The sequence below is a fragment of the Bradyrhizobium embrapense genome (assembly GCF_001189235.2).
GTDB classification, from domain to species: Bacteria; Pseudomonadota; Alphaproteobacteria; order Rhizobiales; family Xanthobacteraceae; genus Bradyrhizobium; species Bradyrhizobium embrapense.
This window is the reverse complement of record NZ_LFIP02000003.1, coordinates 27,540-51,391: the sequence shown is the minus strand read 5'-3', so window position 1 is coordinate 51,391 and position 23,852 is coordinate 27,540. Positions and strand designations below refer to the sequence as shown.

At 66.2% G+C, this 23,852-nt stretch carries 23 protein-coding genes; 9 read left to right on the top strand and 14 right to left on the bottom strand.

The annotated features are described in order from the left end of the window. Positions 1-108: 108 nt before the first annotated feature. Positions 109-1,062, top strand: coding sequence for an AraC family transcriptional regulator (locus AKN83_RS14395; RefSeq protein WP_050401091.1), 954 nt, complete (start codon positions 109-111; stop codon positions 1,060-1,062). A 7-nt stretch (positions 1,063-1,069) separates the two neighbouring features. On the opposite strand, the gene AKN83_RS14390 is transcribed toward AKN83_RS14395, so the two are convergent. Next, entirely contained in the window at positions 1,070-1,930 is an 861-nt protein-coding gene (locus AKN83_RS14390) for a DUF2066 domain-containing protein (RefSeq protein ID WP_050401092.1), read from the bottom strand. Between the two features lie 195 nt (positions 1,931-2,125). Here AKN83_RS14390 and AKN83_RS14385 point away from each other — a divergent pair, with 195 nt between their 5' ends. Next, on the top strand, positions 2,126-3,139 hold the full coding sequence (locus tag AKN83_RS14385; RefSeq protein ID WP_050401093.1) for a zinc-dependent alcohol dehydrogenase family protein: 1,014 nt from the start codon (positions 2,126-2,128) through the stop codon (positions 3,137-3,139). Between the two features lie 18 nt (positions 3,140-3,157). Here AKN83_RS14385 and AKN83_RS14380 read toward each other — a convergent pair whose 3' ends face one another. Further along, complete coding sequence (locus tag AKN83_RS14380; protein ID WP_050401094.1) at positions 3,158-3,931, bottom strand: enoyl-CoA hydratase-related protein; 774 nt, start codon at positions 3,929-3,931, stop codon at positions 3,158-3,160. 101 nt (positions 3,932-4,032) lie between these two features. Between AKN83_RS14380 and AKN83_RS14375 the strand changes: the two genes are divergently transcribed. From AKN83_RS14375 to AKN83_RS14360, 4 genes are all read left to right on the top strand, one after another. After that, on the top strand, positions 4,033-5,622 hold the full coding sequence (locus AKN83_RS14375) for a gamma-glutamyltransferase (protein WP_050401095.1): 1,590 nt from the start codon (positions 4,033-4,035) through the stop codon (positions 5,620-5,622). Positions 5,623-5,844: 222 nt separating this feature from the next. Next, positions 5,845-6,174 carry an NIPSNAP family protein gene (locus AKN83_RS14370; protein WP_050401096.1) on the top strand — a complete coding sequence of 110 codons (330 nt, stop codon included), beginning with the start codon at positions 5,845-5,847 and terminating at the stop codon, positions 6,172-6,174. Between the two features lie 5 nt (positions 6,175-6,179). Further along, entirely contained in the window at positions 6,180-6,575 is a 396-nt protein-coding gene (locus tag AKN83_RS14365; RefSeq protein ID WP_430641545.1) for a PaaI family thioesterase, read from the top strand. Then, entirely contained in the window at positions 6,575-7,564 is a 990-nt protein-coding gene (locus tag AKN83_RS14360; protein ID WP_050401098.1) for an alpha/beta hydrolase family protein, read from the top strand. Before AKN83_RS14365 ends, AKN83_RS14360 begins: the two co-directional genes overlap by 1 nt. Positions 7,565-7,581: 17 nt before the next feature. Here AKN83_RS14360 and AKN83_RS14355 read toward each other — a convergent pair whose 3' ends face one another. The 7 genes from AKN83_RS14355 to AKN83_RS14325 all read right to left on the bottom strand — a co-directional run bounded on the left by AKN83_RS14355 (position 7,582) and on the right by AKN83_RS14325 (position 15,955). Next, complete coding sequence (locus AKN83_RS14355) at positions 7,582-8,277, bottom strand: methyltransferase domain-containing protein (protein WP_083992063.1); 696 nt, start codon at positions 8,275-8,277, stop codon at positions 7,582-7,584. A gap of 7 nt (positions 8,278-8,284) precedes the next feature. Beyond that, positions 8,285-8,785: a hypothetical protein gene (locus tag AKN83_RS14350; protein ID WP_083992062.1), complete on the bottom strand. Its 501-nt coding sequence runs from the start codon at positions 8,783-8,785 to the stop codon at positions 8,285-8,287. A gap of 48 nt (positions 8,786-8,833) precedes the next feature. Next, positions 8,834-12,064 (bottom strand): adenylate/guanylate cyclase domain-containing protein, encoded by a 3,231-nt coding sequence (locus AKN83_RS14345; RefSeq protein WP_050401100.1) that lies wholly within the window; start codon positions 12,062-12,064, stop codon positions 8,834-8,836. 80 nt (positions 12,065-12,144) lie between these two features. Further along, a complete protein-coding gene (locus tag AKN83_RS14340; RefSeq protein ID WP_050401101.1) occupies positions 12,145-13,437 on the bottom strand; it encodes an NAD(P)/FAD-dependent oxidoreductase in 1,293 nt (430 codons plus the stop codon). 191 nt (positions 13,438-13,628) lie between these two features. Then, positions 13,629-14,360, bottom strand: coding sequence for an amino acid ABC transporter ATP-binding protein (locus AKN83_RS14335; RefSeq protein WP_050401102.1), 732 nt, complete (start codon positions 14,358-14,360; stop codon positions 13,629-13,631). After that, positions 14,357-15,010 (bottom strand): amino acid ABC transporter permease, encoded by a 654-nt coding sequence (locus tag AKN83_RS14330; protein WP_050401103.1) that lies wholly within the window; start codon positions 15,008-15,010, stop codon positions 14,357-14,359. The genes AKN83_RS14335 and AKN83_RS14330 overlap by 4 nt, the downstream gene beginning before the upstream one ends. A gap of 177 nt (positions 15,011-15,187) precedes the next feature. Beyond that, positions 15,188-15,955 (bottom strand): ABC transporter substrate-binding protein, encoded by a 768-nt coding sequence (locus AKN83_RS14325; RefSeq protein WP_050401104.1) that lies wholly within the window; start codon positions 15,953-15,955, stop codon positions 15,188-15,190. A gap of 180 nt (positions 15,956-16,135) precedes the next feature. Between AKN83_RS14325 and AKN83_RS14320 the strand changes: the two genes are divergently transcribed. After that, positions 16,136-16,783 (top strand): cupin domain-containing protein, encoded by a 648-nt coding sequence (locus AKN83_RS14320; protein WP_050401105.1) that lies wholly within the window; start codon positions 16,136-16,138, stop codon positions 16,781-16,783. 140 nt (positions 16,784-16,923) lie between these two features. Here the strand turns inward: AKN83_RS14320 and AKN83_RS14315 are convergent, their stop codons facing one another. Genes AKN83_RS14315 through AKN83_RS14305 form a run of 3 tightly spaced genes read right to left on the bottom strand, consistent with a single transcriptional unit; the run spans position 16,924 to position 20,738 of the window. After that, positions 16,924-19,194, bottom strand: a complete 2,271-nt coding sequence (locus AKN83_RS14315) for a xanthine dehydrogenase family protein molybdopterin-binding subunit (RefSeq protein ID WP_050401106.1) — start codon at positions 19,192-19,194, stop codon at positions 16,924-16,926. Positions 19,195-19,197: 3 nt separating this feature from the next. Further along, positions 19,198-20,244, bottom strand: a complete 1,047-nt coding sequence (locus AKN83_RS14310; RefSeq protein WP_050401107.1) for an FAD binding domain-containing protein — start codon at positions 20,242-20,244, stop codon at positions 19,198-19,200. Next, the gene (locus AKN83_RS14305) at positions 20,241-20,738 is read right to left on the bottom strand and encodes a (2Fe-2S)-binding protein (RefSeq protein WP_050401108.1); all 498 of its coding nucleotides are present in this window, start codon (positions 20,736-20,738) and stop codon (positions 20,241-20,243) included. Before AKN83_RS14305 ends, AKN83_RS14310 begins: the two co-directional genes overlap by 4 nt. A gap of 151 nt (positions 20,739-20,889) precedes the next feature. On the opposite strand from AKN83_RS14305, the gene AKN83_RS14300 reads away from it, so the two are divergent. Next, positions 20,890-21,531 carry a TetR/AcrR family transcriptional regulator gene (locus AKN83_RS14300; protein WP_050401109.1) on the top strand — a complete coding sequence of 214 codons (642 nt, stop codon included), beginning with the start codon at positions 20,890-20,892 and terminating at the stop codon, positions 21,529-21,531. Between the two features lie 208 nt (positions 21,532-21,739). Here AKN83_RS14300 and AKN83_RS14295 read toward each other — a convergent pair whose 3' ends face one another. Then, positions 21,740-22,108 (bottom strand): hypothetical protein, encoded by a 369-nt coding sequence (locus AKN83_RS14295; protein ID WP_050401110.1) that lies wholly within the window; start codon positions 22,106-22,108, stop codon positions 21,740-21,742. A 144-nt stretch (positions 22,109-22,252) separates the two neighbouring features. Here AKN83_RS14295 and AKN83_RS14290 point away from each other — a divergent pair, with 144 nt between their 5' ends. Then, on the top strand, positions 22,253-22,456 hold the full coding sequence (locus AKN83_RS14290; protein ID WP_050401111.1) for a hypothetical protein: 204 nt from the start codon (positions 22,253-22,255) through the stop codon (positions 22,454-22,456). A gap of 122 nt (positions 22,457-22,578) precedes the next feature. Here AKN83_RS14290 and AKN83_RS14285 read toward each other — a convergent pair whose 3' ends face one another. Further along, a complete protein-coding gene (locus AKN83_RS14285; RefSeq protein WP_050401112.1) occupies positions 22,579-23,844 on the bottom strand; it encodes a D-amino acid dehydrogenase in 1,266 nt (421 codons plus the stop codon). Between the last annotated feature and the right edge of the window lie 8 nt (positions 23,845-23,852).

Genomic DNA, 23,852 nt, shown 5'->3' with positions numbered 1-23,852 from the left:
TGACCAACCGACGCCCCGTCCCGTCGATCCCGTGCCGTCGTCCACGTTGCCTTCCCGGGCAAAACCGGCAAGAATCCCACCGACGATTCCGCCGTGGGACGCGTGGATATGGGCCAGCACCTGACGGTTCACACCGGCGAGCTTGACGGCTTCGAGGGGCTCCACGACGCCGTCAGAGGCTCGCATGTCGAGGTCATGCAGCTTGAGCGCGGCAAGCTGCGCGGAACGTTGTCCCATGTCGGGATCGGCGATTTCTCGCTCAGCATCGGCGCATTCAACGTCGGGGTCCGCACCCAGCGCACCTCGGCCGATGACAAGCTGATCATCGGAATGCTGCTTAACGCCACCGACCGCGTCACGCATTGGGCATTCGACATGCAGCCGGCCGACGTGCTGGTGATCCCTCCCTCGGTCGAGCACGACGGCGTCTTTCACAAGGCCTCGTCCTATGCCGCGATTCGCTTCGACATGGCCGATCTGCCCGACATATTCGGCGACGAGCCGCGGCTGGCGGATGCCGAAACATGGCAAGCCAAGAACCACTTTCGCGCCGACCCCGCGCTCGGCATGGCTGGGGCGACCAGGCTGCCGCAAATCATCGCGCATCTCGCCCGGTATCCGGACGCGCTGTCGGACACCTCGTCCGAGTTCTGGAAGCGCGCGATCATCGATTGCATCAGGCCGACGGCGATCACATCGTTGCCGCCAGACGGAACCAGCTATCTGCCGTCGGCGATGAGGCTGGTCCGCGACGTCGAGGACTATCTGCATGCCGCGGGCGCCCGCCCGGTGCATGTCTCGGAAATCTGCACCGAGCTTCGGCTGTCGCGGCGCAGCCTGCACCGCGCTTTCCACGAGGTGTTCGGCGTCGGTCCGGTGACCTTCCTGCGCTACAAGCGGCTCTGCACGGTCCGCGAGATCCTGCGCGAAAGCACGCCGGAGCAGACCACCGTGTCCAGGGTTGCGATCGAACAGGGCTTCATCGAGCTCGGGCGCTTCTCGCAATACTACCGCGCGATGTTCGGGGAGTACCCGTCGCAGACGCTGGGCTACGCCGGCTGAAGCACGTTCATTTCGATCGGCCCGGATCGCCATTGCCGGACAGCACCTGCGCGGCGCCGCCGACGCCGCGGCGGAAGGCCTCATCGAAGGTGACGCCGCGAAACTGCCATCTGTAGTCCTTGCCGCGCCACCCCATCCGCCATTGCGTGGCCCAGCCGAGATCCTTGTCGTCCCAGACCAGCTGCCCGACCAGAATGGCCTCGCCGCCCTGCGGCGCCACGATCGGGCTCAACTGCGCGGGCGGCATCTTCAGGAGCCCGGCCGCCGCGACGTTGGCGCGCGTCACGGCAGCCGTATCCGGCAGCACGACGCGCATGCCGCGCTTGCCGGCCGCAGCCGCCAGCGCATCGCGCTGCAGATCGGACTGCGTCCCGTCCGACGTGACGACATAGTCCTTCGGGCCGTGCAGCATCTCGACGAAGACGCCGAGCGCCGGCCGCTGCGCTCGCCACGGCTTGAGGCCGAGCTCGCCGAGAATGCCGTCGATCTTGTTCTGGTCGAAAGCGACCGTCAGGTCGTAAGGCCGGTCGCGGGTGCCCTGCTCGTCATGATGCGGCTTGCCGGCATATTGGTCGTGATAGTCGAAACTGCTGACGAACGCCCGCGCCCTGGACTTGTAGCCTGCCAGTCGACGGTCGCTTGCCAGCATCGGCTGGCCGGAGACCTTGATCAGCACGTCCTCCAGGCATGCACCGAACCCGATGATGCGGTTAGGCTCGCCCTGGCCAGTGACGACGGTCTGCGCGCGGTAGAGGCTGTCATCCGCCGCCATCGCAACGCTGCAACAGATCAATGCAGCGGCAAGCAAGATCGCGCCGCGCGCGAACGCCGCGATTGGATTGCGTTTCGTCTCAAGCAAGGCAGCCATCGTCACCTCCGCTCGCTCACGTCATCAACGGCACATTGGCGGTATTTTCCGGCAGCGCCAATCCGTTCGGACATGGGCGCCATTCCATCGGCTAGAACGCGCGCTATGGCCACGCACGGCAGGCCTGACATATGCTCGGTGAAAGCGCGGCGGCGCCCGGCGCCGCCCATCACAACACGCAGCAGGAGACGTCCCGTGAAATGCTATGAGTTGCAAGGCCCCGGCGGCGTCGACGCGCTTGCGCTGGTCGACAAGCCGGTTCCGCAGGCCGGCCCCGGCGAGGTGCTGGTGCGGCTGACGGCGGCGACGCTGAACTATCGCGACCTGCTCACGGTCAAGGGCGGCTACGGCTCGCGCCAGAAGTTTCCGCTGGTGCCGGTCTCCGACGGCGCGGGTGTGGTCGAGGCGGTCGGCGCCGGGGTCAGGAGTTTTGCGGCCGGCGATCGCGTGATCGGCAGCTTCTTCGAAAGCTGGCTCGGCGGCGCGCCGAGCGAGGCGCGGATGCGCGCAGCGCTCGGCGGCAGCGTCGACGGCGTGCTGACCGAATACCGGGTGTTTCCGGCGCACGCGCTGGTGCGCACGCCGGAGCATCTGAACGACGTCGAGGCCGCGGCGCTGCCCTGCGCCGGCCTCACCGCGTGGAGCGCCGTGGTCAAGCTCGGCGACATCAAGCCGGGACAGACGGTGCTGACCCAGGGCACCGGCGGCGTCTCGCTGTTCGCGCTGCAATTCGCCAAGATGTGCGGCGCCCGCGTCGTCGCGACCTCCTCCAGCGACGCCAAGATCGCGCGGCTGAAAGAGCTCGGCGCCGACGTCACGCTGAACTACAAGACCACGCCGGACTGGGGCAAGAAGGCGCGCGAAGTAACCGGGCGCGGCGTCGATCTCGTCGTCGAGGTCGGCGGCGTCGGCACGCTGAACGAGTCGATCCGCGCGACGAAGATCGGCGGCACCATCGCCTTCATCGGCGTGCTCGCCGGTCCCGCCTCGTCCGACAGCAGGCTGCCGCTGATGGTGATGCAGCAGCAGCGGCTGCAGGGCGTCACCGTCGGCTCGATCGAGGATCTGCAGGCATTGTGCGACGGCATCAGCATGCACGGCGTCAAGCCCGTGATCGACAAGGTGTTCGCATTCGACCAGGTCAAGGACGCGTTCGCTCACATGGCGAGCGGCGCGCATTTCGGCAAGATCGCGATTGCGATCGGCTGATTTGCCCACCACCAAGGCCTAGCGCCCCGTGAATTGCGCCTTGCGCTTCTCGACGAAGGCCTGGCGGCCTTCCTTCGCGTCGGCGCTTTCGCGGATCACCTGCTGCAGCTCGATCTCGCGGCGGAACTGATCGGCGTAGCTGGCGTGCTCGCTCTCCTCGAGCAATTGCCGTGTCGCGACCAGCGCGCGGGTCGGGCCATCCGCGAGGCGACCGGCGAGCGCCCTCGCCTCCTCGAGCAGCCTTGCGTCATCGACCACGTCGCGCACCAGTCCCCACTCCTTGGCCCGCTCGGCCGGCAGCGGCTCGTTCAGCAGCATCAGCTCGAGCGCGCGCTGGCGCCCGATCAGCCGCGGCAACAGCCAGGTCGAGCCGAGGTCAGGCACCAGGCCGATCCGGCTGAACACCTGGATGAAGCTCGCCGAGCGCGCGGCCAGGATGATGTCGCCGGACATCGCCAGGCTGAAGCCGCCGCCGGCCGCAACGCCGTTGACCGCGACCACCACCGGCATCCGGCATTCGCGCAAGGCCTGCATCGCCGGCCAGTAATGCTTCATCACGCCGGTATAGATATTGTCGCCGAGCGAGTTGAACGCCTTGAGATTCTGCCCGGAGCAGAAGCCGCGTCCCTCCCCGGTCAGGATCAGGGCGCGGATGCCGGGTTCGATGCCCATCTCGCCGACGGCGCGTGCGAGATCGCCGAGCAGTTCCGGCGTCATCGCGTTCAGGCTGGCCGGATCGTTCAGCGTCAGGATCCCGACCTTGCCGTCCCGTTCGCGCTTCACACTGCTCATTTTCCGCTCCCCGAAATTGGTTCTTGTTGCACTGACAGCGCCAAGCTTGGCATGCTACGCCAACGTGTCCCGCCCGCAACAAGAACAGCGAAAGCAACGCCATGTCCGACCAGTTCTCCAACTCGCAAGTGATCCGCAAGCCGGCCGTCAGCGCCAAGGGCGGCATCGTCGCCGCGCAATCGCGCAAGGCGGCCGAAGTCGGCGCGGAGGTATTGGCCGCGGGCGGCGATTGCGTCGACGCCGTGATCGCAACCACCTTTGCCCTCGGCGTGCTCGAGCCATGGATGAGCGGCGCCGGCGGCGGCGGCGCGATGGTGCTGTATCGCGCCAAGGAGAACCGCGTCGAGGTGATCGACTACGGCATGCGCGCGCCGGACGGCCTGCGCCTCGAGGATTATCCGCTGACCGGCGGCGCGGCCTCCGACCTGTTCCCGTGGGCGCGGGTCAAGGACGACCGCAACCTGCATGGTCCCGGCTCGATCGCGGTGCCCGGCGTCGTCGCCGGCATGGAAGAGGCGCATCGCCGTCACGCCAAAATGCCGTGGAAGGACCTGCTGGCGCCGAGCGTCAAGCTCGCCGGCGAAGGCCTCTTGGTGGATTGGTGGACCACCGACATGATCGCAAGCTCGGCCGCCGATCTGCGGCGCTATCCGGCCAGCGCCGCGGCATATCTGCTGGACGGCCTGCCGCCGAATGCGCAATGGGGCATCCGCTCGGAGGTCCGCATGCCACAGGACAGGCTGCAGGCGACGATGGCGCAGCTTGCCGCAGCCGGCCCTCGCGATTTCTACGAGGGCGACCTGGCGCGCAGCCTCGCCGACGATATCCAGGCCGCCGGCGGTGCGCTGTCGGTGCGCGATCTCGCCTCGTTCCGCGCCCATCTGCGCGAGCCGCTCAAGATCCCCTATCGCGGCGGCACGGTCTACGCGACGCCGGAACTGACCGCGGGTCCGACCATGGCGCGCACGCTCGGTCTGCTGCAAAAGGCGCTCGCGCCCGCGCAAGGCGGTCCGGATGCGACGGCCTATACGGCGTACGCCGAGGCGCTGCAGGCCGCCTATCGCGAGCGGCTGAAGGACATGGGCGATGTCGACGGCCGCCGCGCGCTCGGCGCCGAGGCGGTCGCGCCAAGCTGCACCACGCATTTCTCCGCGGTCGATCGCGACGGCAACATGGCCGCGGTGACGCAAACCCTGCTGTCGACCTTCGGCTCCAAATTCGTGACGCCGAACACCGGCCTCACCATGAACAACGGCATCATGTGGTTCGATCCGACGCAAGGCAATCCGAACTCGCTCGCGCCCGGCAAGCGCTGCCTGACCAACTACACGCCCGTGGTGGCCGAGGCTGCCGACGGTCGCCGACTTGCCGCCGGCGCATCCGGCGGCCGCCGCATCCTGCCGGCGGTGTCGCAGCTGCTCTCCTTTGTGATGGATTTCGGGATGGACCTCGACGCGGCGATCCACCAGCCGCGGATCGACGCCAGCGAAGGCGCCATCGTGATCGGCGATGTGCGCCTGCCCCAGGCTGTGCGTGAAGCGCTGCGCGGCCGCTTCGACTATGAGGAGGCGCGCATCCAGACCCAGCCGAAGAAGTTCGCCTGCCCCAGCATCGTGCTGCGCGACGGCACGACCAACAGCGGCGCCAGCGAGCCGTTTCATCCGTGGAGCGATGCGATCGCGGAGCGGTGAAGGCGCGGACATCCGTCATCGCCGCCGTTCCGGCGGCGCGCTGGATTGCCCGGTCCATGTGCGCAATTGCGCACGGGCCGGGCGATGACAGGTGAGGATGGGATCCGGCTCCGCATTCTCGCGACATGATTGCCCGATCGAGCGCACGCCCGGAGTGGCGCGAATCCACCGCCGGGATATAGTGACGACGGGTAGTTCGACGACGGTTCGGAGCACTGCGGGATGATTACCTGTTACCTGCGTTACGAGGTCAGGCTGGGCAAGCTCGCCGAGTTCGAAGCCTATGCTGCAATGTGGCTCGACCTGCTGCCGCGGTTTGGCGGCATCCATCACGGCTACTTCCTGCCATCCGAAGGCGCGAGCGACGTCGCGCTGGCGATGTTCAGCTTTCCCAGCCTCGCCGCTTACGAGCAATATCGAAAGGATTCCGCAGCCGATCCGGACGTTCAGAAGGCGATCGCCTTCGCAAAGGAGACGGGCTGCTTCACGCGGTACGATCGGTCGTTCTTCCGGCCGCTGTTTCCGAAGGCGGCCGAGCAGCAAGCGCGGTGACCGAATTGAGTGAAGCAAGTGCAGACGTACCGCCCGGCGCGCAGCTCCTTGGACGCGAATGGCTGGGCTTCGACGGCGAGACCACCTCGATCCGCTTCGAGGCGAAACCCTTGTTCACCAACCGCCATGGCACGATCCAGGGCGGCTTCCTCGCCGCAATGCTGGACTCGGCCACGGGCCTCGGCGCGCTTGCAGCACTTCCCGCAACACAGACGGTGGTGACCAAAGCCCTCGCCACGCGATTTCTCAAGCCGGCGCGAGTTGGTCCGATCACGGCGAAGGCGAAGGTCATCTCGCAGACCGGGCGCGACATGATCGTCGAGGCCGATCTGACCGACGCCGAAAACATCACCGTCGCCACCGCCACCGCCGAACTGCGAATTCTCGACAAGCGATCGTGATGCGTCATCTTCCCTTGATATTGTCCGCGCTGCTGTTGCTTGGCCTCTCTGCGGCACAGGCCGCCGGGCTACGAGCCTTCGACGTGCCTGCCGGTCCTGACGGCCCCGCGATCCGAGGGCTCATATGGCATCCCTGTGCGGAGACGCCGCACGAGATCGATGCCCGCGGTGGCAGGACATTCTTCGGCGTGAACGACTGCCCGATCGTGGGCGACAAGCTGCCATTTATCGTGATCTCGCATGGAAGGCGTGGATGGCTTGGCGGTCATCACGACACTGCCGCGGCGCTGGCGGATGCAGGATTCATCGTTCTGACGATCAATCATCCGACCGATACCGAGCGCGACACCAGCGGGACGGACAGTCTTGCCGTCACCGTCGAGCGCCCTGCCGACATCAAGCGCGCAATCGATTACGCCCTCGGAAGCTGGCCGGACGCGGCGCGCATCGATGCCGCACGCATCGGTCTCTATGGGTTTTCCTGGGGCGGGTACACCGGCCTTGTCGCGATCGGCGCCGCACCCGATCTCCGCGAGGGACTGCCGAACTGCCAGGCCTCGAGCTTGCGAGCATGCAAGGAACTCGGAGCTGGACTGCACCCGAGCGGGCCGGTGGTCCATGATCCACGGATCAAGGCCGCGATCATCGTCGACCCATATCCGGTGCTGTTCTTCGCGGTCGAGAACCTCAAGACTGTCACGATCCCCGTGCAACTCTGGAGCTCGGATCCCGCGCAAAGCGGCGACGGTCTGTCGGGCTGTTGCGCCGCCGACGTCAGGGACATGCTTCCGTCGCCGCCCGACTATCATTTGGTGAAGGACGCAAAGCACTTCTCTTTCCTTGCAACCTGCACACCGAAGGAGGCCGAGAAGATTCCAAGCATCTGCACCGACGCGCCCGGTTTCGATCGCGTCGCGTTTCATCAGCGCTTGCACGCCGAGGCCGTCGCGTTCTTCAGAAAGCATCTGGGCGAAGCGGGAACGCGCTGAGCGCGGACGCGGTCCGATCAGGACTCGTTGCACCGCGCCAGCAGGGTGACTTCGTTCATGCCGTAGCCGTCGATCGTCTCGACAGTGCAGCCGAGCTCCCGTTCGCAATATTGGATCCAAGGCTCGGGGCTGGTGCGATAGAGCTGCACTGGTGCTGCATCCGCATCCGCCGTGCCTGCGACCTCGCCGATGATGAAGTTGACGCTGAAGCCGCGCAGGCTGGCGCGGCAGAGGTCGGCCAGCATTTCGGCGACGAACGCTTCCCATGATGCACGGGAGCCGCCGACATTGATGTTCATGATGCCGCTCGCGACCGAATAGGTCGCGCGACGCGGACTGACTTTGCCGACCTTGAAACGCCGTCCCGACGCCGAGAAACGGCGGCGCGCGCGGCTGACCATGGAGAGCGACAGGTCGATCCCCAGATAGTCGATCGCGGCCTGCGGGTGGCGCTTCGCGAGATAGGCGCACAGCGCGCCGTATCCGCAGCCGATGTCGTTCAGGCTGAACGGCGCGGAAAAATCGCAGAGCTTGAGCAGCTGGACGAAACGCAGGTCCTGGGTGGCCTGGCAAGACCAGTCCACTCCGCGCGGGGTGGCGCCGTATTTGGCGACCCGCGCGCTGTAGTAGGATTCGACATCGGCACACAGACCGGAGAACCGCGCCCGGTTGCCGTCGACGCCGGAACCTGCGGTCTCCGTTGCCATGCTCATGTCTCACTCATTTCTTGGCGGCCTTCTTGGCCCGCCGTTGCTTTGCCACCGCCGCAAGCTCCTTGCGGGCGACCTGGCTCGGCTTGGTCGGGATCGACAGCACCCGATACGACTGGGTCGAGTAGATCAGCGGCGCGCTGCCATCGGCCGCAAACGTCACCTGCGGGTTTTCCTTCATGGCGTGAACGCTCACGAGCACCGGCAGATACGGGCTCTGCGTGAGCGCTTGCCGGAACGCCTGGATCACCCGCTTGTATCCGTTCACATTGGGCTGATCGGACGGATAGTCCTTCAGCGTGCCGAGGAAGTTGTACCAACGCTGCCGCTCGCCCCGGTCCGCCGGCTCGATCCCGATCAGCCTGAAGGACTGCTCGAGGGGATGATCGGAAGAGAAGATGTCGAACTCCTTTTGCAGCTCGACCATCTCCATGATCCCGCCGGGACCAAACCGCTTGTTCAGCATGTCCAGCACATCGCGCGTCGTATCGTCTTGAATCATCCGTCCCATCAAAAACCCCCTCAGTACGCTGTTTCCAGAAATGAAAAAATCGTCGCGTTAGTGGCGTCGCTCAAGGTGCAATCGAAGCTGATCGAGTTGTGGCGTGAAGTAGACTGCCCCGGAGACATCGAGCAGATTCTGAGCGCCGCCGACAATCTCGTCAAGCTCATCATGTGACGTACTGCCCAAGGCACAGATGATCAGGCCGCGCATGACGGTCGCGTGCAGCTCGGCGATGCGATCGGTCCTTCGCCGCGCGACCATCAGCGCCTCGTCCGCCGTTTGCAGGGCCGCGTGATGGTCGGCGGCGCGATACAGCGCTTCGGCCAGATCGGCGAGCATGCGAGCCTCGAATTCCAGCCCGGCTCGCGCGGAGCGTGCAAAGTCGATTGCCTCCCGAAGCTGGGCCGCGGCGACCTTGAAGTCGCCGGCAGCGCCGCTGGCGAGGCCGGCACTGGCGACCGCGGCAACCCTGAGGTAGGGCGTTCCGGACTGCTCGGCCAGTTCGGCGATCCTCGCCGCATGCGGCTTTGCGAGTTCCGGCCGGCCGCGGCTCCAGCCCATCTCCACCATCGCGAAATGTGGAATGAACTGCACGACGGCCGCGAAGCGTTCCGGCTCGGCCCGCAACAGCTCGGCAATCCGCCGTTCGGCCTCATCGAACCGGCCCAGCCGAACCAGAATCCTGGTGCCAAGGCACTTGATCCAATGCTCGACGTCGAAGCCGAGAATCTGGTTCGGGTTGAGGCCGAGTGTGACGTTGTCGTGAAAACCACCCTGCTCGGCGATGGCGTCGACCGCGACCTGCCCGGCATCCAGCGCCTCGCCGAGGCGGCCCGACAGGAAGAACGCCTGGCTCAGCATGGCGTTGACCGTCGCAAATCGTCCGACGTCTCCGGTGCCGGAGGTGAGCTTCAAGGCGCCCTGCACGAGATTGACATAGTCGTCGGCGGCCGCGGTCGCGGCCAGGATCCTGCCATAGGCGCCGAGCAGGATCGGCTCGTGCACCGGGTCCGCCGCGCGTGCGTACTTGATCGCCTCCTCGGCGTAGGGCTTGACCTCTTCGGCGGACATCCCCTCGCGCCAGCCGAAATTGAGGATCTGGCCGCTCGACATCGCCCGCAGCCGGTCGACGTATTCGGACGAAGGCAGGTCCTGCAGCAGGGCACGTACCTTTTTCCAGCTCTTCATCGCCTCGGCGGAGTTGGTCTTGCCGATCCAGCGCGCCGCCCGCTGCAAATGCGAGACCGCCTCCAGTGGCTGGCCCGCGGCCTCGTAGTGATAGGCGAGCAACCCGGCAAACTCGTCGAGCTTGCCCCAGTCGAAGCTCTCGATCGCCTTGGCGACGGTGGCATGCAATGTGACGAGCCGCGATCGCAACTGGGTTGCATAGGCCACTTCCTGGATCAATGGATGGCGAAACGCCAGCAGTCCCTTGTCGTAAGGCGGCAGGTCGTACAGCAGCTCGGCCTGCCGGAGCTGCGCGATGGCGTTCTGCAGATCGTCGTTCGGCAGCGCCGCAACCGGACGCAGCACCGACATCGCGACAAGCCGGCCGATGACGGCCGCCGTTTCGAGCACCTGCTTGGCGACTTCCTCGAGATGATCGATACGGGCGGCAACGACGGCCTGCACCGTCGCGGGCAGCGGCACCGCGTCGACGCCGTGCTTGAGCCGGTAATTGCCGCGCTCGCCCTCGACATTGCCGCGTTCCACGACGGTGTTGGCAAGTTCCTCGATGAAGAACGGATTGCCCTGCGCCCGTTCGATGACATTGCTGCTCAGCGCGGCCAGCGAGGGATGCTTGCCAAAATGCTCGCGCAGCAGCTCGTTCGAATCGGACCAAGGCAGCGGAGGTATCGCGATCTGACGGTAATGGGAACGCTGCATGAACGGAGCGGCGAAGCCGGGCCTGAAATTGACCACGAGCAAGGTCGGGGTGCCGACGGTCGCATCGACCAGCGTCTCGATGAACTCCTCGCTCGCGGCGTCGATCCAGTGCAAATCCTCGATCAGGACGACCGTCGGCGTATCACCGGGGCGGACACGCACCAGCGTTCGAACGAGATCGAGCAGCTGCAGCTTCAGCGCGCGCGGATCGAGCTTTGGAGCCGGCCGCTCCGGATCGGCGAGCCCGAGAAACTCGAGCATCACGAGCAGTTCCTGGTCCGACGAGCCCATCTCGGCAAACCGGTCGATGACGCGACGCCGGGAGGTCTCGACCGGCTCCTTGTTGCGGATGCCGAAGATGTCGCGCAGCAGCTCGAGCACGGGCTGGAACGGTGTTGCGCGCCCGTGCGCCAGCACACGGGCCTCGTAGACGCGAATACCCTTGCGCCGGCAGCTTTCGGTGAACTCGAAGCAGAGCCGGCTCTTGCCGATGCCGGCGTCGCCGACCATGCCGACGACCCGGCCGGCGCCGCCAACCGCACGCGACAGCTCATGGTCGAGCGCCGCCGTCTGCGCGACTCGGTTGACCATCGAGGTCAGGCGCCGGCCGCTGCGGAAGACGTCGCTCGCGGGCGCATTGAGCAGCCCGGTCAGCCTGAAGACCTCCACGGGCGTCGAGATGCCGCGAATGGTCTGCATACCGAGCGGCAGGACCTCGACGAATTGCCTGGCGCCGAGATAAGTGTCGCGGGTGACCAGGATCGCCCCCTCATCCGCCATCTGCTCCATCCGGTTGGCGATATGGACGTTGGCGCCGGCGGCGTCGTAGGTCTGATAGATGGTGTTTTCCACCGTCTGAACGACGACTTCGCCGGTGTGCAGCCCGACCCGGATCTGCATGCCGGGATCGCCCAGCCGTGCAACCGAATCCTGCATCGCAAGAGCGGCGAGACAGCCGCGGACCGCATGGTCCTCATGGGGGCGCGGCGGTGCGCCGAACAGCGCCATCACACCGTCGCCCTGAATCTTGTTGACGATGCCGTCGTAGCGGTGGACGGCTTCCTTCATCAGGTCGAGCACCGGCTCCAGGCGCCGCATGCCGAGTTCGGGATCACCGAGGCTGTCGATCAGATTGGTCGAATTGCGGATATCGGCAAACAGCAGAGTGAGGTTCTTGCGCTCGCCGCCCTTGCTGCTGAGCGAACGGAGCATCCGCTGCGAGGGCACGTCGGGACGGGCGGCTGTCGCGGTGAGCACGGTTCCGCAGCGGCCGCAGAAGCGGCTGGACGGCCCGTTCACATGGTGACAGGAATCACATTTGAGGCCTAACGGCGCACCGCAATCTTCACAATAATCGTTGCCAGCCCGGTTTGCATGACCGCATCGCTCGCACTGCATGAACAGCCTTTCAATAAAGACTGCGAATATATCCGACGCGTCAGATTAGCCCAGCACATTCTGTAATTGTGTTAAATCCTTCACACACCGAGCCGGTCCCTCACCCGCCCGGTCAGCACCGCCGTGGTGACGCCGACCCGCCAGAAGGCGTGCAGCGGGATCGGCTTGATGCCGGTCACTGGCATGTCGATCTCGGCATTCGCACCTCCGATCAGCCGGCGGGCGAGTTGCGCGCCCATCGCGGTCGAGAGCGCGACGCCGCGGCCGTTGCAGCCGAGCGAGATCAGCAGATTCTCGGCCGGCGCATGGACGTGCGGATAGTGATCGGCGGTGATGGCAAGACGGCTGTTCCAGCCATGGGTCCAGCTGACGCCTTTGAGCTGCGGCCACAGCCGCTCGGCGTAGCGAATCAGGTAGGCGACGTCGGTCGACTTGCTGATCCAGTGCATCGGGCCGCGGCCGCCCATCAAGAGGCGGTTGTGCTGGTCGATGCGGTAATAGACCGTGATGTGGCCGCTTTCGTAGAGCACCGGGCGGCCCGGCATGATCGAGGCTGCGACCGCGTCGGACAGCGGCGCGGTCGCCGCGATCGACGAGAACACCGGCACGATGGTACGGCGGAGCGCCGGCCAGAGATCGTCGGTAAAGCCGTTGGTCGCGAGCAGCACCTTGTCGGCATGGACGATTGCACGCGGCGTTTCGATCCGCCAGCGGCCGCCATCACGGCGGAGCGACAGCGCCGGCGTCTCGCCATGGACGGCGGCGCCGGCGCCGATCGCGGCACGCGCCAGGCCGCGCGCGTAGCTCAGCGGCTGCAGGTCGCCGCCACGCGCATCCAGCATGGCGCAGAGATAGCGGTCGCTGCCGGTCATCTCGCGCAGCTCGGCGGCGTTGAGCAGTTTCACCGGCATGCCGCGCCGGATGCACTGCTTGGCCGTGGTCTCGATCGCGGTCGCGCTGGCTTCATTGTAGGCGGCGCGCAGCGTGCCGTTCTGCCGCGCCTCGCAGGGGATCTGGTAGCGGCGGATCAGATCGTGGGTGAAGTTGGTGGTGCCGTAGGAAAATTCGATCATGCGGCGACCGAGATCGGCGCCGAAATCCTGCTCGATCTGGTCGGGGTCGTGCTTCAGCCCGGGATTGGTCTGGCCGCCATTGTTGCCGGAGGCGCCCCAGCCCGGTTCCTGCGCCTCCAGCACGGTCGCGAACACGCCCTGCTCGGCGAGATGCAGCGCGGTGGACAGACCCGTGAAGCCGCCACCGATGATCGCGACCGGCACGCTCTTGTCCGATGTCAGCGGTGGCGTCGGCGTCGCCTCCACCGCGGTGTCGGCGTAGAGACTCGGTGGCAGCGGCAGGCGTGATATTGCGGTCATGACTGGAGCTCGCGTTTCACCTCTCCCCATCGGGGAGAGGTCGCGCCGAAGGCGCGGGTGAGGGATTCAGGTCCCACGAGAGAGCGTAACCCCTCACCCGGATTGCATCTGACGATGCAATCCGACCTCTCCCACAAGGGGAGAGGTGAACCGTTGATGCAACGACTCGACCAGACGACATCATCTTCCAATCACAACGGGTGCAGCACGCGGCGCAGGAAATCCTGGGTGCGCGGGTGTTGCGGTTGGTTGAGGACGGATTTGGCGGCGCCCTGCTCGACGACGACGCCGCCGTCGATGAACAGCACCCGGTCGGCGACGTCGCGGGCAAAGCCCATCTCATGGGTAACGACCACCATGGTCATGCCGTCATCGGCAAGCTTGCGCATCACCGAGAGCACCTCGCCGACCAGTTCGGGATCGAGCGCCGAGGTCGGCTCGTCGAACAGGATCGCCTTCGGCTGCATCGCCAACGCTCGCGCGATCGCGACGCGCTGCTGCTGGCCGCCGGAGAGCTTTGGCGGATGCACCTCGGCCTTGTCGGCAAGGCCGACCTGCGCCAGCAGCGCGCGGCCGCGGGCGATCGCCTGTTCGCGCGGCTCCTTCTTCACATAGAGCGGGCCCTCGATGACGTTCTCGAGCGCGGTGCGGTGCGGAAACAGGTTGAAGCGCTGGAACACCATCGAGACCTGGGTACGGATCGCGACGATCGAGCGGTCATTGCTGTCGACGCGTGCGCCCTCGACGCTGATCTCGCCGCGATCGTAGCTCTCGAGCCCGTTGATGCAGCGCAGGATGGTCGACTTGCCGGAGCCGGACGGACCGATGATGCAGACCACCTCGCTCCTGGCGACCGAGGCCGTGATGCCCTTCAGCACCTCGACCTTGCCAAAGCTCTTGTGGACGTCGCGCAGCTCGATCATTTGCGGTTCGCCTTGTTCTCGAAGTGCCGAACCAGCAGGATGAGCGGGATGCTCATGGTGAGATACATCAGCGCCACCAGCGTGAACACGCTGGTGTTCTTGAAGGTCGAGGAGGCGATCAGCTTGCCTTGCAATGCGAGCTCGGCCACCGTGATGGTCGATGCCTGCGAGGAGTCCTTCAGCATCATGATCATGATGTTGCCGTAGGGCGGCAGGATGATCCTGACCGCCTGCGGCAGCACCACGCGCCGCATGGTGAGCCACCAGCCCATCCCGATGGTCTGCGCCGCCTCGATCTGCCCCTTGTCGATCGCCTCGATGCCGGCGCGGAAGTTCTCCGCCTGATAGGCCGAATAGGCGATGCCGAGGCCGATGATCGCGGCCTGCAGCGCCGACAGCGCGATGCCGAAATCGGGCATCACGAAATAGATGTAGAACAGCAGCACGATGATCGGGATGCCGCGGATCACGTTGATCAGCGCGGCGCTGAGCCCTGTGAGGATGCGAATTCCCGACACCCGCATCAAGGCCCACACCAGCCCGAGCACGGTCGACAGCAGGAGCGAGCCGACCGTGACGACGATGGTCAGCCAGACGCCCTGCAACAGGATCGGCACGAACTCGACGGCGTCATGGAAGAATTTCTGCATCGGTTAGAGATATCCAGTCCCGTCACACGCTCGAATATCGTTTCCGTCACCCTGAGGAGCGCGCAACGCGTCTCGAAGGGTCGACGGCCACCGGCCGGGCCGTGCATCCTTCGAGACGCCTGCTGCGCAGGCTCCTCAGGATGACGGATCACTTGAATTCCGCCGAAGCACCGGCCTTCACGACGCGCTGGCCTTCTGGCCCCATTTCTCCAGGATCTTGGCGATCGTGCCGTTGGCCTTCAGCTTCGCCAGCGAGGCATTGATCTTGGCCAATAGCTCGGTGTCGCTCTTGCGGACACCGATCGCGACCGTGCCGACGGTGACCGGCTTGTAGCCGTCGACCAGCCGGACGTCCGCGAAATTGCCCTGCTGCAGGTTGTAGGCGAGGATCGGATAGTCGGCGAAGCCGGCCTTGAGGCGGCCGGCATTCACATCGCGCAGGATGTCGGGAATGGTGTCGTAGACCTTGACCTCGCTGAACAGCCCGGTCTTCTTCAGCGCGTCGACGAACGCCGTGCCGACCTGGGCGCCGACCACCGTGCCCTTCAGGTCCTCCTGCGACGCATATGCCTTGGTGTCGGCCTTCGGCACCACCAGACCTTCGCCATAGGTGTAGACCGGCTCGGAGAAGTCGATCACCTCCTTGCGCGCGGCGGTGGCGAACATCGCGGCGGCAATGATGTCGATCTTGTTCGCGGTCAGCGAGGGGATCAGCGCCGAGAATTGCATCGGCTCGATCTGCACGGTGAAGCCGGCGTCCTTGCCGATCTCGGTGGCGAGATCGACCATGATGCCCTGGATCGAATTGGTCTTGGTGTCGAGGAAGGTGAAGGGGATGCCGGTCGGCGTCGAGCCGACCTTGAGCACCTGCTGCGCGCCCGACGGCGCGCTCACGGCAAGGGCGAGCGCCGCGACTGCGGCCTGAACGAGACGCTGAAAGGACATCGCACCACTCCCAAACTGGCGCCGGTGCCGCCTCGCCCGCTGTTTCGGCGCTTTTGGTTGCGGGCCACGCCGTTCCGGCCTATTTTCACCAATATGAAATTGTGGTCACGAAACCGCGGCCAATGCAAGCGGTTTTCATGCACATGAAGGAAGCGGACTGACTTGAGCGGCGGCAGGAGAATGCGCAAAGGCGCGGCAGCGAAGCTCGTGACAGCCCGCCGTGCGGCCAAAAAGCCCGTGAAGAAGCCGGCCGAACCCGCGATGGATCTCGCGGTCGGACGCCGGATCCGCGACCTGCGTCGCACCAAGCACTTGTCGCTGGAAACTGTCGCCGCGCGCAGCGAGCTTTCGATCGGCTTCATCAGCCAGATCGAGCGCGGCCTGTCGTCGCCCTCGCTGCGCGTGCTGGCGACACTCGCCGACGTGCTCGGCGTCGGCATCGCCGCGCTGTTCGGCGCAGCGCCGCGGGATGACAACACCAATGGCGTTGTCACCCGGGAGGTGCAGCGCGCCGAGCTGAAGCTGTGGCGCACCGGCATTTCAAAGCAGCTGCTGAGCCCGGCGGGCAGCGAGAGCCGGCTCAATCTGTTCCTGGTCCATCTCGACCCCGGCGGCAACACCGGCGACGAGTTCTACACCCATGACGGCGAGGAGGCTGGCCTCGTACTGTCAGGCGAGATGACGCTGACCGTCGATAGCGAGACTTGGACGCTGAAGCAGGGCGACAGCTTCCGCTTCGCCAGCCGCAGGCCGCATCGCTTTTCCAATCCGGCCCGCGATGCCAAGGCCGTGGTGCTGTGGGTGAATTCCGTGACGGCGGCGGGGTGATTTTCGGCTGCCGTCATTGCGAGGAGCGAAGCGACGAAGCAATCCATCGTTCCGCATGCGCGGTGATATGGATTGCTTCGCGGAGCCTGTCATCCGGCGCCGCTTCGCGCCGATCGGGTGGCTCGCAATGACGGAGAAAGCTAGCTTCCCAACCCCATCACGATCTCCTCGATCTTGATCGGGAAATTCCGCACCCGGATGCCGGTGGCGTGGAAGACGGCGTTGGCGACGGCGCCGGCGCTGCCGGTGATGCCGATCTCGCCGACGCCCTTGATGCCGAGCGGGTTCACGTGCGGATCGTGCTCGTCGACGGTGATGACATCCATCGGCGGCACGTCGGCATTCACGGGCACATGATACTCGGCGAGGTTCGCATTGAGGATGCGGCCGGAACGATGGTCCATCACCGCCTCCTCGTGCAGCGCAAAGGACAGGCCCCAGATCATGCCGCCGCGGAGCTGGCTCTCGACCAGCAACGGATTGATGATGCGGCCCGCAGCGAATGCGCCGACCAGCCGCGTGGCGCGGATCTGGCCGAGCTCCGGATCGACCTTGACCTCGGCAAAGACAGCACCGTGCGCGTGCATCGCATATTGCGACTGCGCCGTCGCATCGGCTGCCCCGCTGCCTGTCGCGTCGACCTCGGCGAGGCCGGCGCGCGCCAGGATCTCGGCATAGCTTTCGCTGCGCGCATCGTCGTCGCGGCGGTGCAGCCGCCCGGCCCGCGCCACCACGCCGGCATTGCCGGCGCCGAACAGCGGCGAGCGCTCATCCGAGGTCGCAAGCTCGGCGAGCTTTGCGATCACGGCCGCACCTGCATTGTGGATCGCAGCACCGACGGTTGCGGTATGCCCCGAACCGCCGGCGATGCCGGCATCGGGCAGATCGGAGCTGCCGGAGCGGAACGTCAGCTGATCGAAATTCAGACCAAGCGAGTCGGCCGAGATCTGCGCCAGCGCGGTCCAGGCGCCCTGCCCCATGTCGTGCGCGCCGGTCTCCATCACGCCCTTGCCATCGGCGCGGATCACCGCCCGCGCATTGCCCTGGAACATGATCGCCGGGAACGTCGCGGTACCCATGCCCCAGCCGACCAGAAAGCCGTTCTCGTCGCGCATCTGCTTCGGCTGCAACGGACGGCCCGCCCAGCCGAACCGTTCGGCGGCCTTGGCGTAGCACTGGCGCAGCGCCTTGGAGGAGAACGGCTTGCCGGTGGTCGGCTCGACCTCGGCGTAGTTCTTCAGCCGAAACTCCAGCGGATCGATGCCGCAGGCGAACGCCGCCTCGTCGATCGCGCTCTCCAGCACGATTGAGCCGGTAGCCTCGCCCGGCGCGCGCATGAACAGCGGCGTGCCGGTGTCGACGCGCACCGCTTCGTGCGCGGTGCGGATCGCAGGACTGGCATAGAGCGTATGCGAGGCGTCGGCGGCGGGCTCGTAGAAATCGTCGAAGCTCGACGTCGTGACGCGCGCCTCGTGATTGATCGCGGTGAGCTGGCCCGCATCGTCGGTGCCGATCCGGATGCGCTGGCGGGTCGGCGGACGATGGCCGACCGGGCCATACATCTGGCTGCGGCGCAGCACGAGCTTCACCGGACGGCCGATCAGCCTGGCGGCCATGATCCCGAGCACCTGCGGCCCGGAGATCAGCCCCTTGGAGCCGAAGCCGCCGCCGAGGAACGGGCTGTTGATGTGGATGTTCGCCGGCGGAATGCCGAACAAGCCGGCGATGCGCATCTGTGCGAAGCCCATGCCCTGGCTCGGCGTATCGATGAACAGCCGGTCGCCGTCCCACACCGCGACGATCGCATGCGGCTCCATCGCGTTGTGATATTGCGCCGGGGTTTCGTAGGTCGAATCGGTCAGCTTCGACGCGGCAGCGATGCCGGCGTCGATGTCGCCGTGGCGGACTTCGGCGGGATTGCCGATACCGACCACCGGCGGCGTGTAGGGCTCGCCGGCGTCGAGGCCGACGCGTGCGATCTCGACCTGATAGCGCGGCGACAGCAGCGCGGCGCCCTCGGTCGCGGCCTCCAGCGTCTCGGCGATCACGACCGCGATCGCCTGGTTGGCGTAGCGCACCTCGTCGCTCTGCAACAGCTCCATGCGGAAGGCGAACGGGTTGCCCTTGGCGTCGGGGTCTTCGGCAAGTTCAGGCTTGTGCGCCGGCGTCATCACGTCGATCACGCCGGGATGGCGCTTGGCGGCGGCGACGTCGAGCGATTTGACACGGCCGCGTGCGATGCAGCTGGTCGCGATCACGGCATAGACCATGCCGGGCGGATGGTTGTCGGCGGCGTAGCGCGCCTTGCCGGTGACCTTCAGCACACCGTCGGTGCGGGTCATCGGCTGGCCGATATTCGAGCCGTGCCTGATATGGGCGGGGTCGCGGGTCAGACTGAGTTCAACCGTCATGCGTTACGCTCCTGCAACGGAGGAAAAGGGAGAGCCGGGCAAAGCGGGAATCCGGTCCGGCGTGCCTGCGGCAGCAAGGGTGAGCGCGCGCACGAGGATGCGCTGCGCGAGCTCGATCTTGAAGGCGTTGTCGCCGGACGGTTTCGCGCCGGCGAGTGCGGCGCGTGCCGCCTCGCGATAAGCAGCCACATCCGGCGCAGCGCCTGCGAGCACCTGCTCGGCCTCGCGCGCCCGCCACGGTTTGGCGGCGACGCCGCCGAGCGCAATCCGCGCCTCGCGGATGCTGCCGTCCTCGATGCGCAGGCTAGCTGCCGCCGAGACAACGGCGAAGGCGTAGGAGGTCCGCTCGCGCACCTTGATGTAACGGGCATGCTTCGCAAAGCCCTGCGCCTCGGCCGGCAGGCGCAGCGCGACGATCAGATCGCCGCGTTCCAGCGCGGTCTCGCGCTCCGGCGTCTCACCGGGCAACCGATGCAGCGCCTCGAGCGGCAGCTCGCGCCGGCCGCTTTTGCCCTCGATCTCGACGATGGCATCGAGCGCGACCAGCGGCACGCAGAAATCCGACGGATGGGTCGCGATGCAACCCTCGCTCCAGCCGAGCACCGCGTGCAGGCGGTTCTCGCCGTTCAGCGCATCGCAGCCGGCACCCGGCCAGCGCCGGTTGCAGGCGCTGCCGGCGTCGTAGAAATAGGCGCAGCGGGTCCGCTGCATCAGATTGCCGCCGACCGTCGCGGCATTGCGCAGCTGCGCAGACGCGCCCGACAACAATGCCTCGGCGACCGCGGGATAATTGCGCGCGAAGCCGGCGTCATGCGCGAGATCGGCGTTGCGCACCAGCGCGCCGATGCGCAGGCCACCGTCGGCGAGATGCTCGATGCGATCGAGCCCGGGCAGCCGCGTGAGGTCGACGAGACGGCTCGGCCGGCTGACGCCGCCCTTCATCAGATCGAGCAGATTGGTGCCGGAGGCGAGATAGCTCGCGCCCTTCTCGGAGCCCACCGCGATCGCGTCCGCGACGCTGGCCGGCCTGACATAATCGAAGTTCATCATGCGGAGCGCCTCTGCTTGCTGGCGGTCATGTTGGATTGTGCCTCGAGCACGGCTTCGGTGATCCCCTGATAGGCGCCGCAGCGGCACAAATTGCCGCTCATGCATTCGCGCACCCGCTCCGGGTCGTCGCCGGCCTGGCCTTCCCCGATCAGGCCGATGCCGCTCATGATCTGGCCCGGGGTGCAGAAGCCGCACTGGAAGCCGTCATGGGCGATGAAGGCGGCCTGCACCGGATGTAGCTCGCCGCCGTGCCCGACGCCTTCGATGGTGACGATCTCGGCGCCGTCATGGCTGACGGCGAGCGCGAGGCAGGAATTGATGCGGCGGCCGTCGACCAGGATGGTGCAGGCGCCGCACTGGCCGCGGTCACATCCCTTCTTGGTTCCGGTGAGGTCGAGCCGCTCGCGGAGCAGGTCGAGCAGGGTGACGCGGGGGTCGTCGAGGGTAATTTCCCTGCGCACGCCGTTGATGGTGAGACTGAGTGGAAGATTCATGCGGGGCTCCGATCCGTGTATGGTCGGGTTGAATCGAGGCAACGCGAACCCGTGGCCGCCGATGCATGATCGGCGCGCCTTGTCAGGCCCGGTGCTGGTCCGCCATATACGGAGGCATCCTCCGTTTACAAGGGAGGATGAAAAGAAAAGGATGGCCGATTCTTCACCAGAAATAGTCCGCAAGCCGCGCGCCGACGCGGTGCGCAACCGCGAGCGCGTGCTGGAAGCGGCCAAGGCTGTGTTCTCGGCCGGCGGCAACGAGGCGAGTCTGGAGGCCGTGGCGCGCCATGCCGGCGTCGGCATCGGCACGCTGTATCGCCACTTCCCGACCCGCGAGGCGCTGTATGAGGCGGTCTATCGCCGCGAGGTCGCGCAGCTCGGCGATCTTGCCGAGCAGTTGCAATGCGCGCCCGAGCCGGTTGCGGCGCTGCGGCGCTGGCTGCGCGCCAATGTTGAATTCGTCGCGACCAAGAAGGGCATGGTCGCAGCGCTGGCGCTGGTCGCGGCCGGCTCGAGCGAGCTACAAGCCTATTCGTTCGATCGCCTGACCAAGGCGATCGGCACCCTGCTCGCGCGCGCCGTCGCCGCCGGCGCCATTCGCGACGACATCAGCGCCGAGGACGTGCTGCGCGCGCTGATCGGCATGTGCTACATGCACGACCAGCCGGGCTGGCAGACCACGGCGCTCAGGCTGCTCGATGTGTTCGTGGACGGCTTGCGGGTGCAGCCCGATCACAAGGCGCCGACGGCAAAGCCTGCGAAGAAACCGAAGCGAAAACCGCGCCAAGCATAGCCTACCGGAGCAGTCGAAAGAAGCCCCCGGCAAATGTGCCAAAGTGCACAGACCAACTGGCCGGCTTTCGGCTAGATCGGCACATTGCTAAGTCCAAACTCATATTTGCTGTAGTGAATATTTGCGATCCAGCCCGGCCGGCGTGCCGGGCTTTTCGTTGATCGATCCTGGGCAACGAAAAGCCCCGCGCGAGGCGGGGCTTTTATGACTATCGCGGATTGGTCCGCGTTCCGCTGTTGTTGCCTGGAAGGTTCGACGTTCCGGTCCCGGTCGCGGAATTGTTATTCGGATCGGTCGAATAATTCGGCGTCGAACTGCCGGGGTTGTTCATGTTGCCGGTGCTGCTGCCGGGTGGATTGCTCATGCCCGAGCCCGTTCCCATTCCCGTGGTGCCGCCGGTGCCCGACGAGCCGGTGCCGGTGCCGGTTCCTGAGCTCGAACTTCCCGTCCCTGCGCCCGCGCCGCCAGCCGATCCGCCCCCGGCCCCGCCTGCTCCACCACCCGCTCCTTGCGCAAAGGCGAGCGGTGTCGAGAGCACCATCGCCGCGGCCAACCCGATCATAGCCAATTTCTTCATGTGACATCCTTTCCTGGTTCGAGCCGGAGCAACGAAGTCCGCGAGGCAGTCGTTCCTGGGCAGCAGGTTCACGTTCAGCGCAGCGCGAGGAACATGATGCGGGCTGCCCTGTTGAGCGGAAACAGCGTTCCCCGGAGATGCCCGATGAAAGCACTTCAGATGCAGCACGAGATCACGGCCGAACTGGAAAGGCGATCCGGCGTCAAAGGACTGAAGCTGATCCGCCTGAAGGGCTACAGCCCAAGTTGGGATCTCGGCGGCACGCGACAGACCGCGCTGGATGAGGCAAAGAAAAGAGAACTGCGCGACACCGTGACGGCGATGCAGGACGAGTTCGACATCGCCTAGGCCCGGTGCGCGCGCAAATTGCAGCTGGGACATCGCCGAGGAAGGCCAGCCTCGCCTCTCGCCGGCACTGCCCCGCCGCTGATCAGGCGCGCGGGCTACGACTAGCCCGCCCGCTTGAGTGGTCAGCCGAACCTCGCGTCGTATCGCTTGATCGACAGCTCCTTGGTGTCGATCTCGGGCTTGTTGCCGGACAGCATGTCGGCCAGCACCCGGCCCGAGCCGCAGGCCATGGTCCAGCCCAGCGTGCCGTGGCCGGTGTTGAGATGCAGATTGGCAAACCGTGTCGCGCCGATCACCGGCGGGCCGTCCGGCGTCATCGGGCGCAGGCCGCACCAGAAGGTGGCCTTCGGAAGATCGCCGCCGCGCGGAAACAGATCGGTCAGCGAATGGTCCAGCGTCGCGCGCCGCGCGTCGTAGAGCTTGGTCGAATAGCCCGAGATCTCCGCGGTGCCGCCGACCCGGATGCGATCGCCGAGCCGGGTGATCGCGACCTTGTAACTCTCATCCATCACGGTGGATTCCGGCGCACCCGCCGCGTCCTTGATCGGCACCGTGATCGAATAGCCTTTCACGGGATAGACGGGCAGCGAGATGCCGAGCGGCCGCACCAGATGCGGCGAGTAGCTGCCGAGCGCGAGCACATAGGCGTCGGCGGTCATCAGGCCGGCACTGGTGGCAACGCCGGTGATGCGGGTGGCATCCGCGTTCAAGCCGTCGATGCCGATATTGAAGTTGAAGCGCACGCCGATCTTCTCGGCTTCCAGCGCTAGGGCCTGCGTGAACATGTGGCAGTCGCCGGTCTCGTCATGCGGCAACCGCAGCCCGCCGGCGAATTTCTCTTTCACGCCGGCCAGCGCCGGCTCTGCCTTGATGCAGCCGTCACGGTCGAGCACTTCGAATGGGACGCCATACTGCTTGAGTACGGCGATGTCGTCGCCGGTGTGGTCGAGCTGGGCCTGCTCGCGAAACAGCTGCAGCGTGCCCTGCGCGCGCTCGTCGTATTTGATGCCGATCTCGCTGCGCAACGCCTGCAGGCAGTCGCGGCTGTATTCCGCGATCGGGATCATCCGGCTCTTGTTCACCGCGTAGCGCGCCGTGGTGCAGTTGCGCAGCATCTTCAGAAGCCAGAGCCACATCACGGGATCGAGCTTCGGGCGGATCACCAGCGGGCCGTGCTTCATCAAGAGCCACTTCACCGCCTTGACCGGCACGCCGGGGCCGGCCCAGGGCGACGAATAGCCCGGCGACACCTCGCCGGCATTGGCAAAGGACGTTTCGAGCGCGGGCTTCGGCTGACGGTCGATCACCGTCACCTCGTGGCCGGCGCGCGCAAGATAATAGGCCGAGGTGACGCCGATCACGCCACTGCCGAGAACCAGGACCTTCACTTTTCCTC

What these genes read in the sequence shown, in the direction of transcription:
- AKN83_RS14320 (WP_050401105.1), top strand. Translation starts at nt 16,136, where the DNA reads ATGCGCAAAGGCGCGGCAGCGAAGCTCGTGACAGCCCGCCGTGCGGCC.
- AKN83_RS14340 (WP_050401101.1), bottom strand. Translation starts at nt 13,437, where the DNA reads ATGACCGCAATATCACGCCTGCCGCTGCCACCGAGTCTCTACGCCGAC.
- AKN83_RS14375 (WP_050401095.1), top strand. Translation starts at nt 4,033, where the DNA reads ATGTCCGACCAGTTCTCCAACTCGCAAGTGATCCGCAAGCCGGCCGTC.
- AKN83_RS14350 (WP_083992062.1), bottom strand. Translation starts at nt 8,785, where the DNA reads ATGGGACGGATGATTCAAGACGATACGACGCGCGATGTGCTGGACATG.
- AKN83_RS14380 (WP_050401094.1), bottom strand. Translation starts at nt 3,931, where the DNA reads ATGAGCAGTGTGAAGCGCGAACGGGACGGCAAGGTCGGGATCCTGACG.
- AKN83_RS14355 (WP_083992063.1), bottom strand. Translation starts at nt 8,277, where the DNA reads ATGAGCATGGCAACGGAGACCGCAGGTTCCGGCGTCGACGGCAACCGG.
- AKN83_RS14295 (WP_050401110.1), bottom strand. Translation starts at nt 22,108, where the DNA reads ATGAAGAAATTGGCTATGATCGGGTTGGCCGCGGCGATGGTGCTCTCG.
- AKN83_RS14290 (WP_050401111.1), top strand. Translation starts at nt 22,253, where the DNA reads ATGAAAGCACTTCAGATGCAGCACGAGATCACGGCCGAACTGGAAAGG.
- AKN83_RS14335 (WP_050401102.1), bottom strand. Translation starts at nt 14,360, where the DNA reads ATGATCGAGCTGCGCGACGTCCACAAGAGCTTTGGCAAGGTCGAGGTG.
- AKN83_RS14395 (WP_050401091.1), top strand. Translation starts at nt 109, where the DNA reads ATGGGCCAGCACCTGACGGTTCACACCGGCGAGCTTGACGGCTTCGAG.
- AKN83_RS14370 (WP_050401096.1), top strand. Translation starts at nt 5,845, where the DNA reads ATGATTACCTGTTACCTGCGTTACGAGGTCAGGCTGGGCAAGCTCGCC.
- AKN83_RS14390 (WP_050401092.1), bottom strand. Translation starts at nt 1,930, where the DNA reads ATGGCTGCCTTGCTTGAGACGAAACGCAATCCAATCGCGGCGTTCGCG.
- AKN83_RS14325 (WP_050401104.1), bottom strand. Translation starts at nt 15,955, where the DNA reads ATGTCCTTTCAGCGTCTCGTTCAGGCCGCAGTCGCGGCGCTCGCCCTT.
- AKN83_RS14310 (WP_050401107.1), bottom strand. Translation starts at nt 20,244, where the DNA reads ATGATGAACTTCGATTATGTCAGGCCGGCCAGCGTCGCGGACGCGATC.
- AKN83_RS14300 (WP_050401109.1), top strand. Translation starts at nt 20,890, where the DNA reads ATGGCCGATTCTTCACCAGAAATAGTCCGCAAGCCGCGCGCCGACGCG.
- AKN83_RS14330 (WP_050401103.1), bottom strand. Translation starts at nt 15,010, where the DNA reads ATGCAGAAATTCTTCCATGACGCCGTCGAGTTCGTGCCGATCCTGTTG.
- AKN83_RS14360 (WP_050401098.1), top strand. Translation starts at nt 6,575, where the DNA reads ATGCGTCATCTTCCCTTGATATTGTCCGCGCTGCTGTTGCTTGGCCTC.
- AKN83_RS14305 (WP_050401108.1), bottom strand. Translation starts at nt 20,738, where the DNA reads ATGAATCTTCCACTCAGTCTCACCATCAACGGCGTGCGCAGGGAAATT.
- AKN83_RS14315 (WP_050401106.1), bottom strand. Translation starts at nt 19,194, where the DNA reads ATGACGGTTGAACTCAGTCTGACCCGCGACCCCGCCCATATCAGGCAC.
- AKN83_RS14345 (WP_050401100.1), bottom strand. Translation starts at nt 12,064, where the DNA reads ATGCAGTGCGAGCGATGCGGTCATGCAAACCGGGCTGGCAACGATTAT.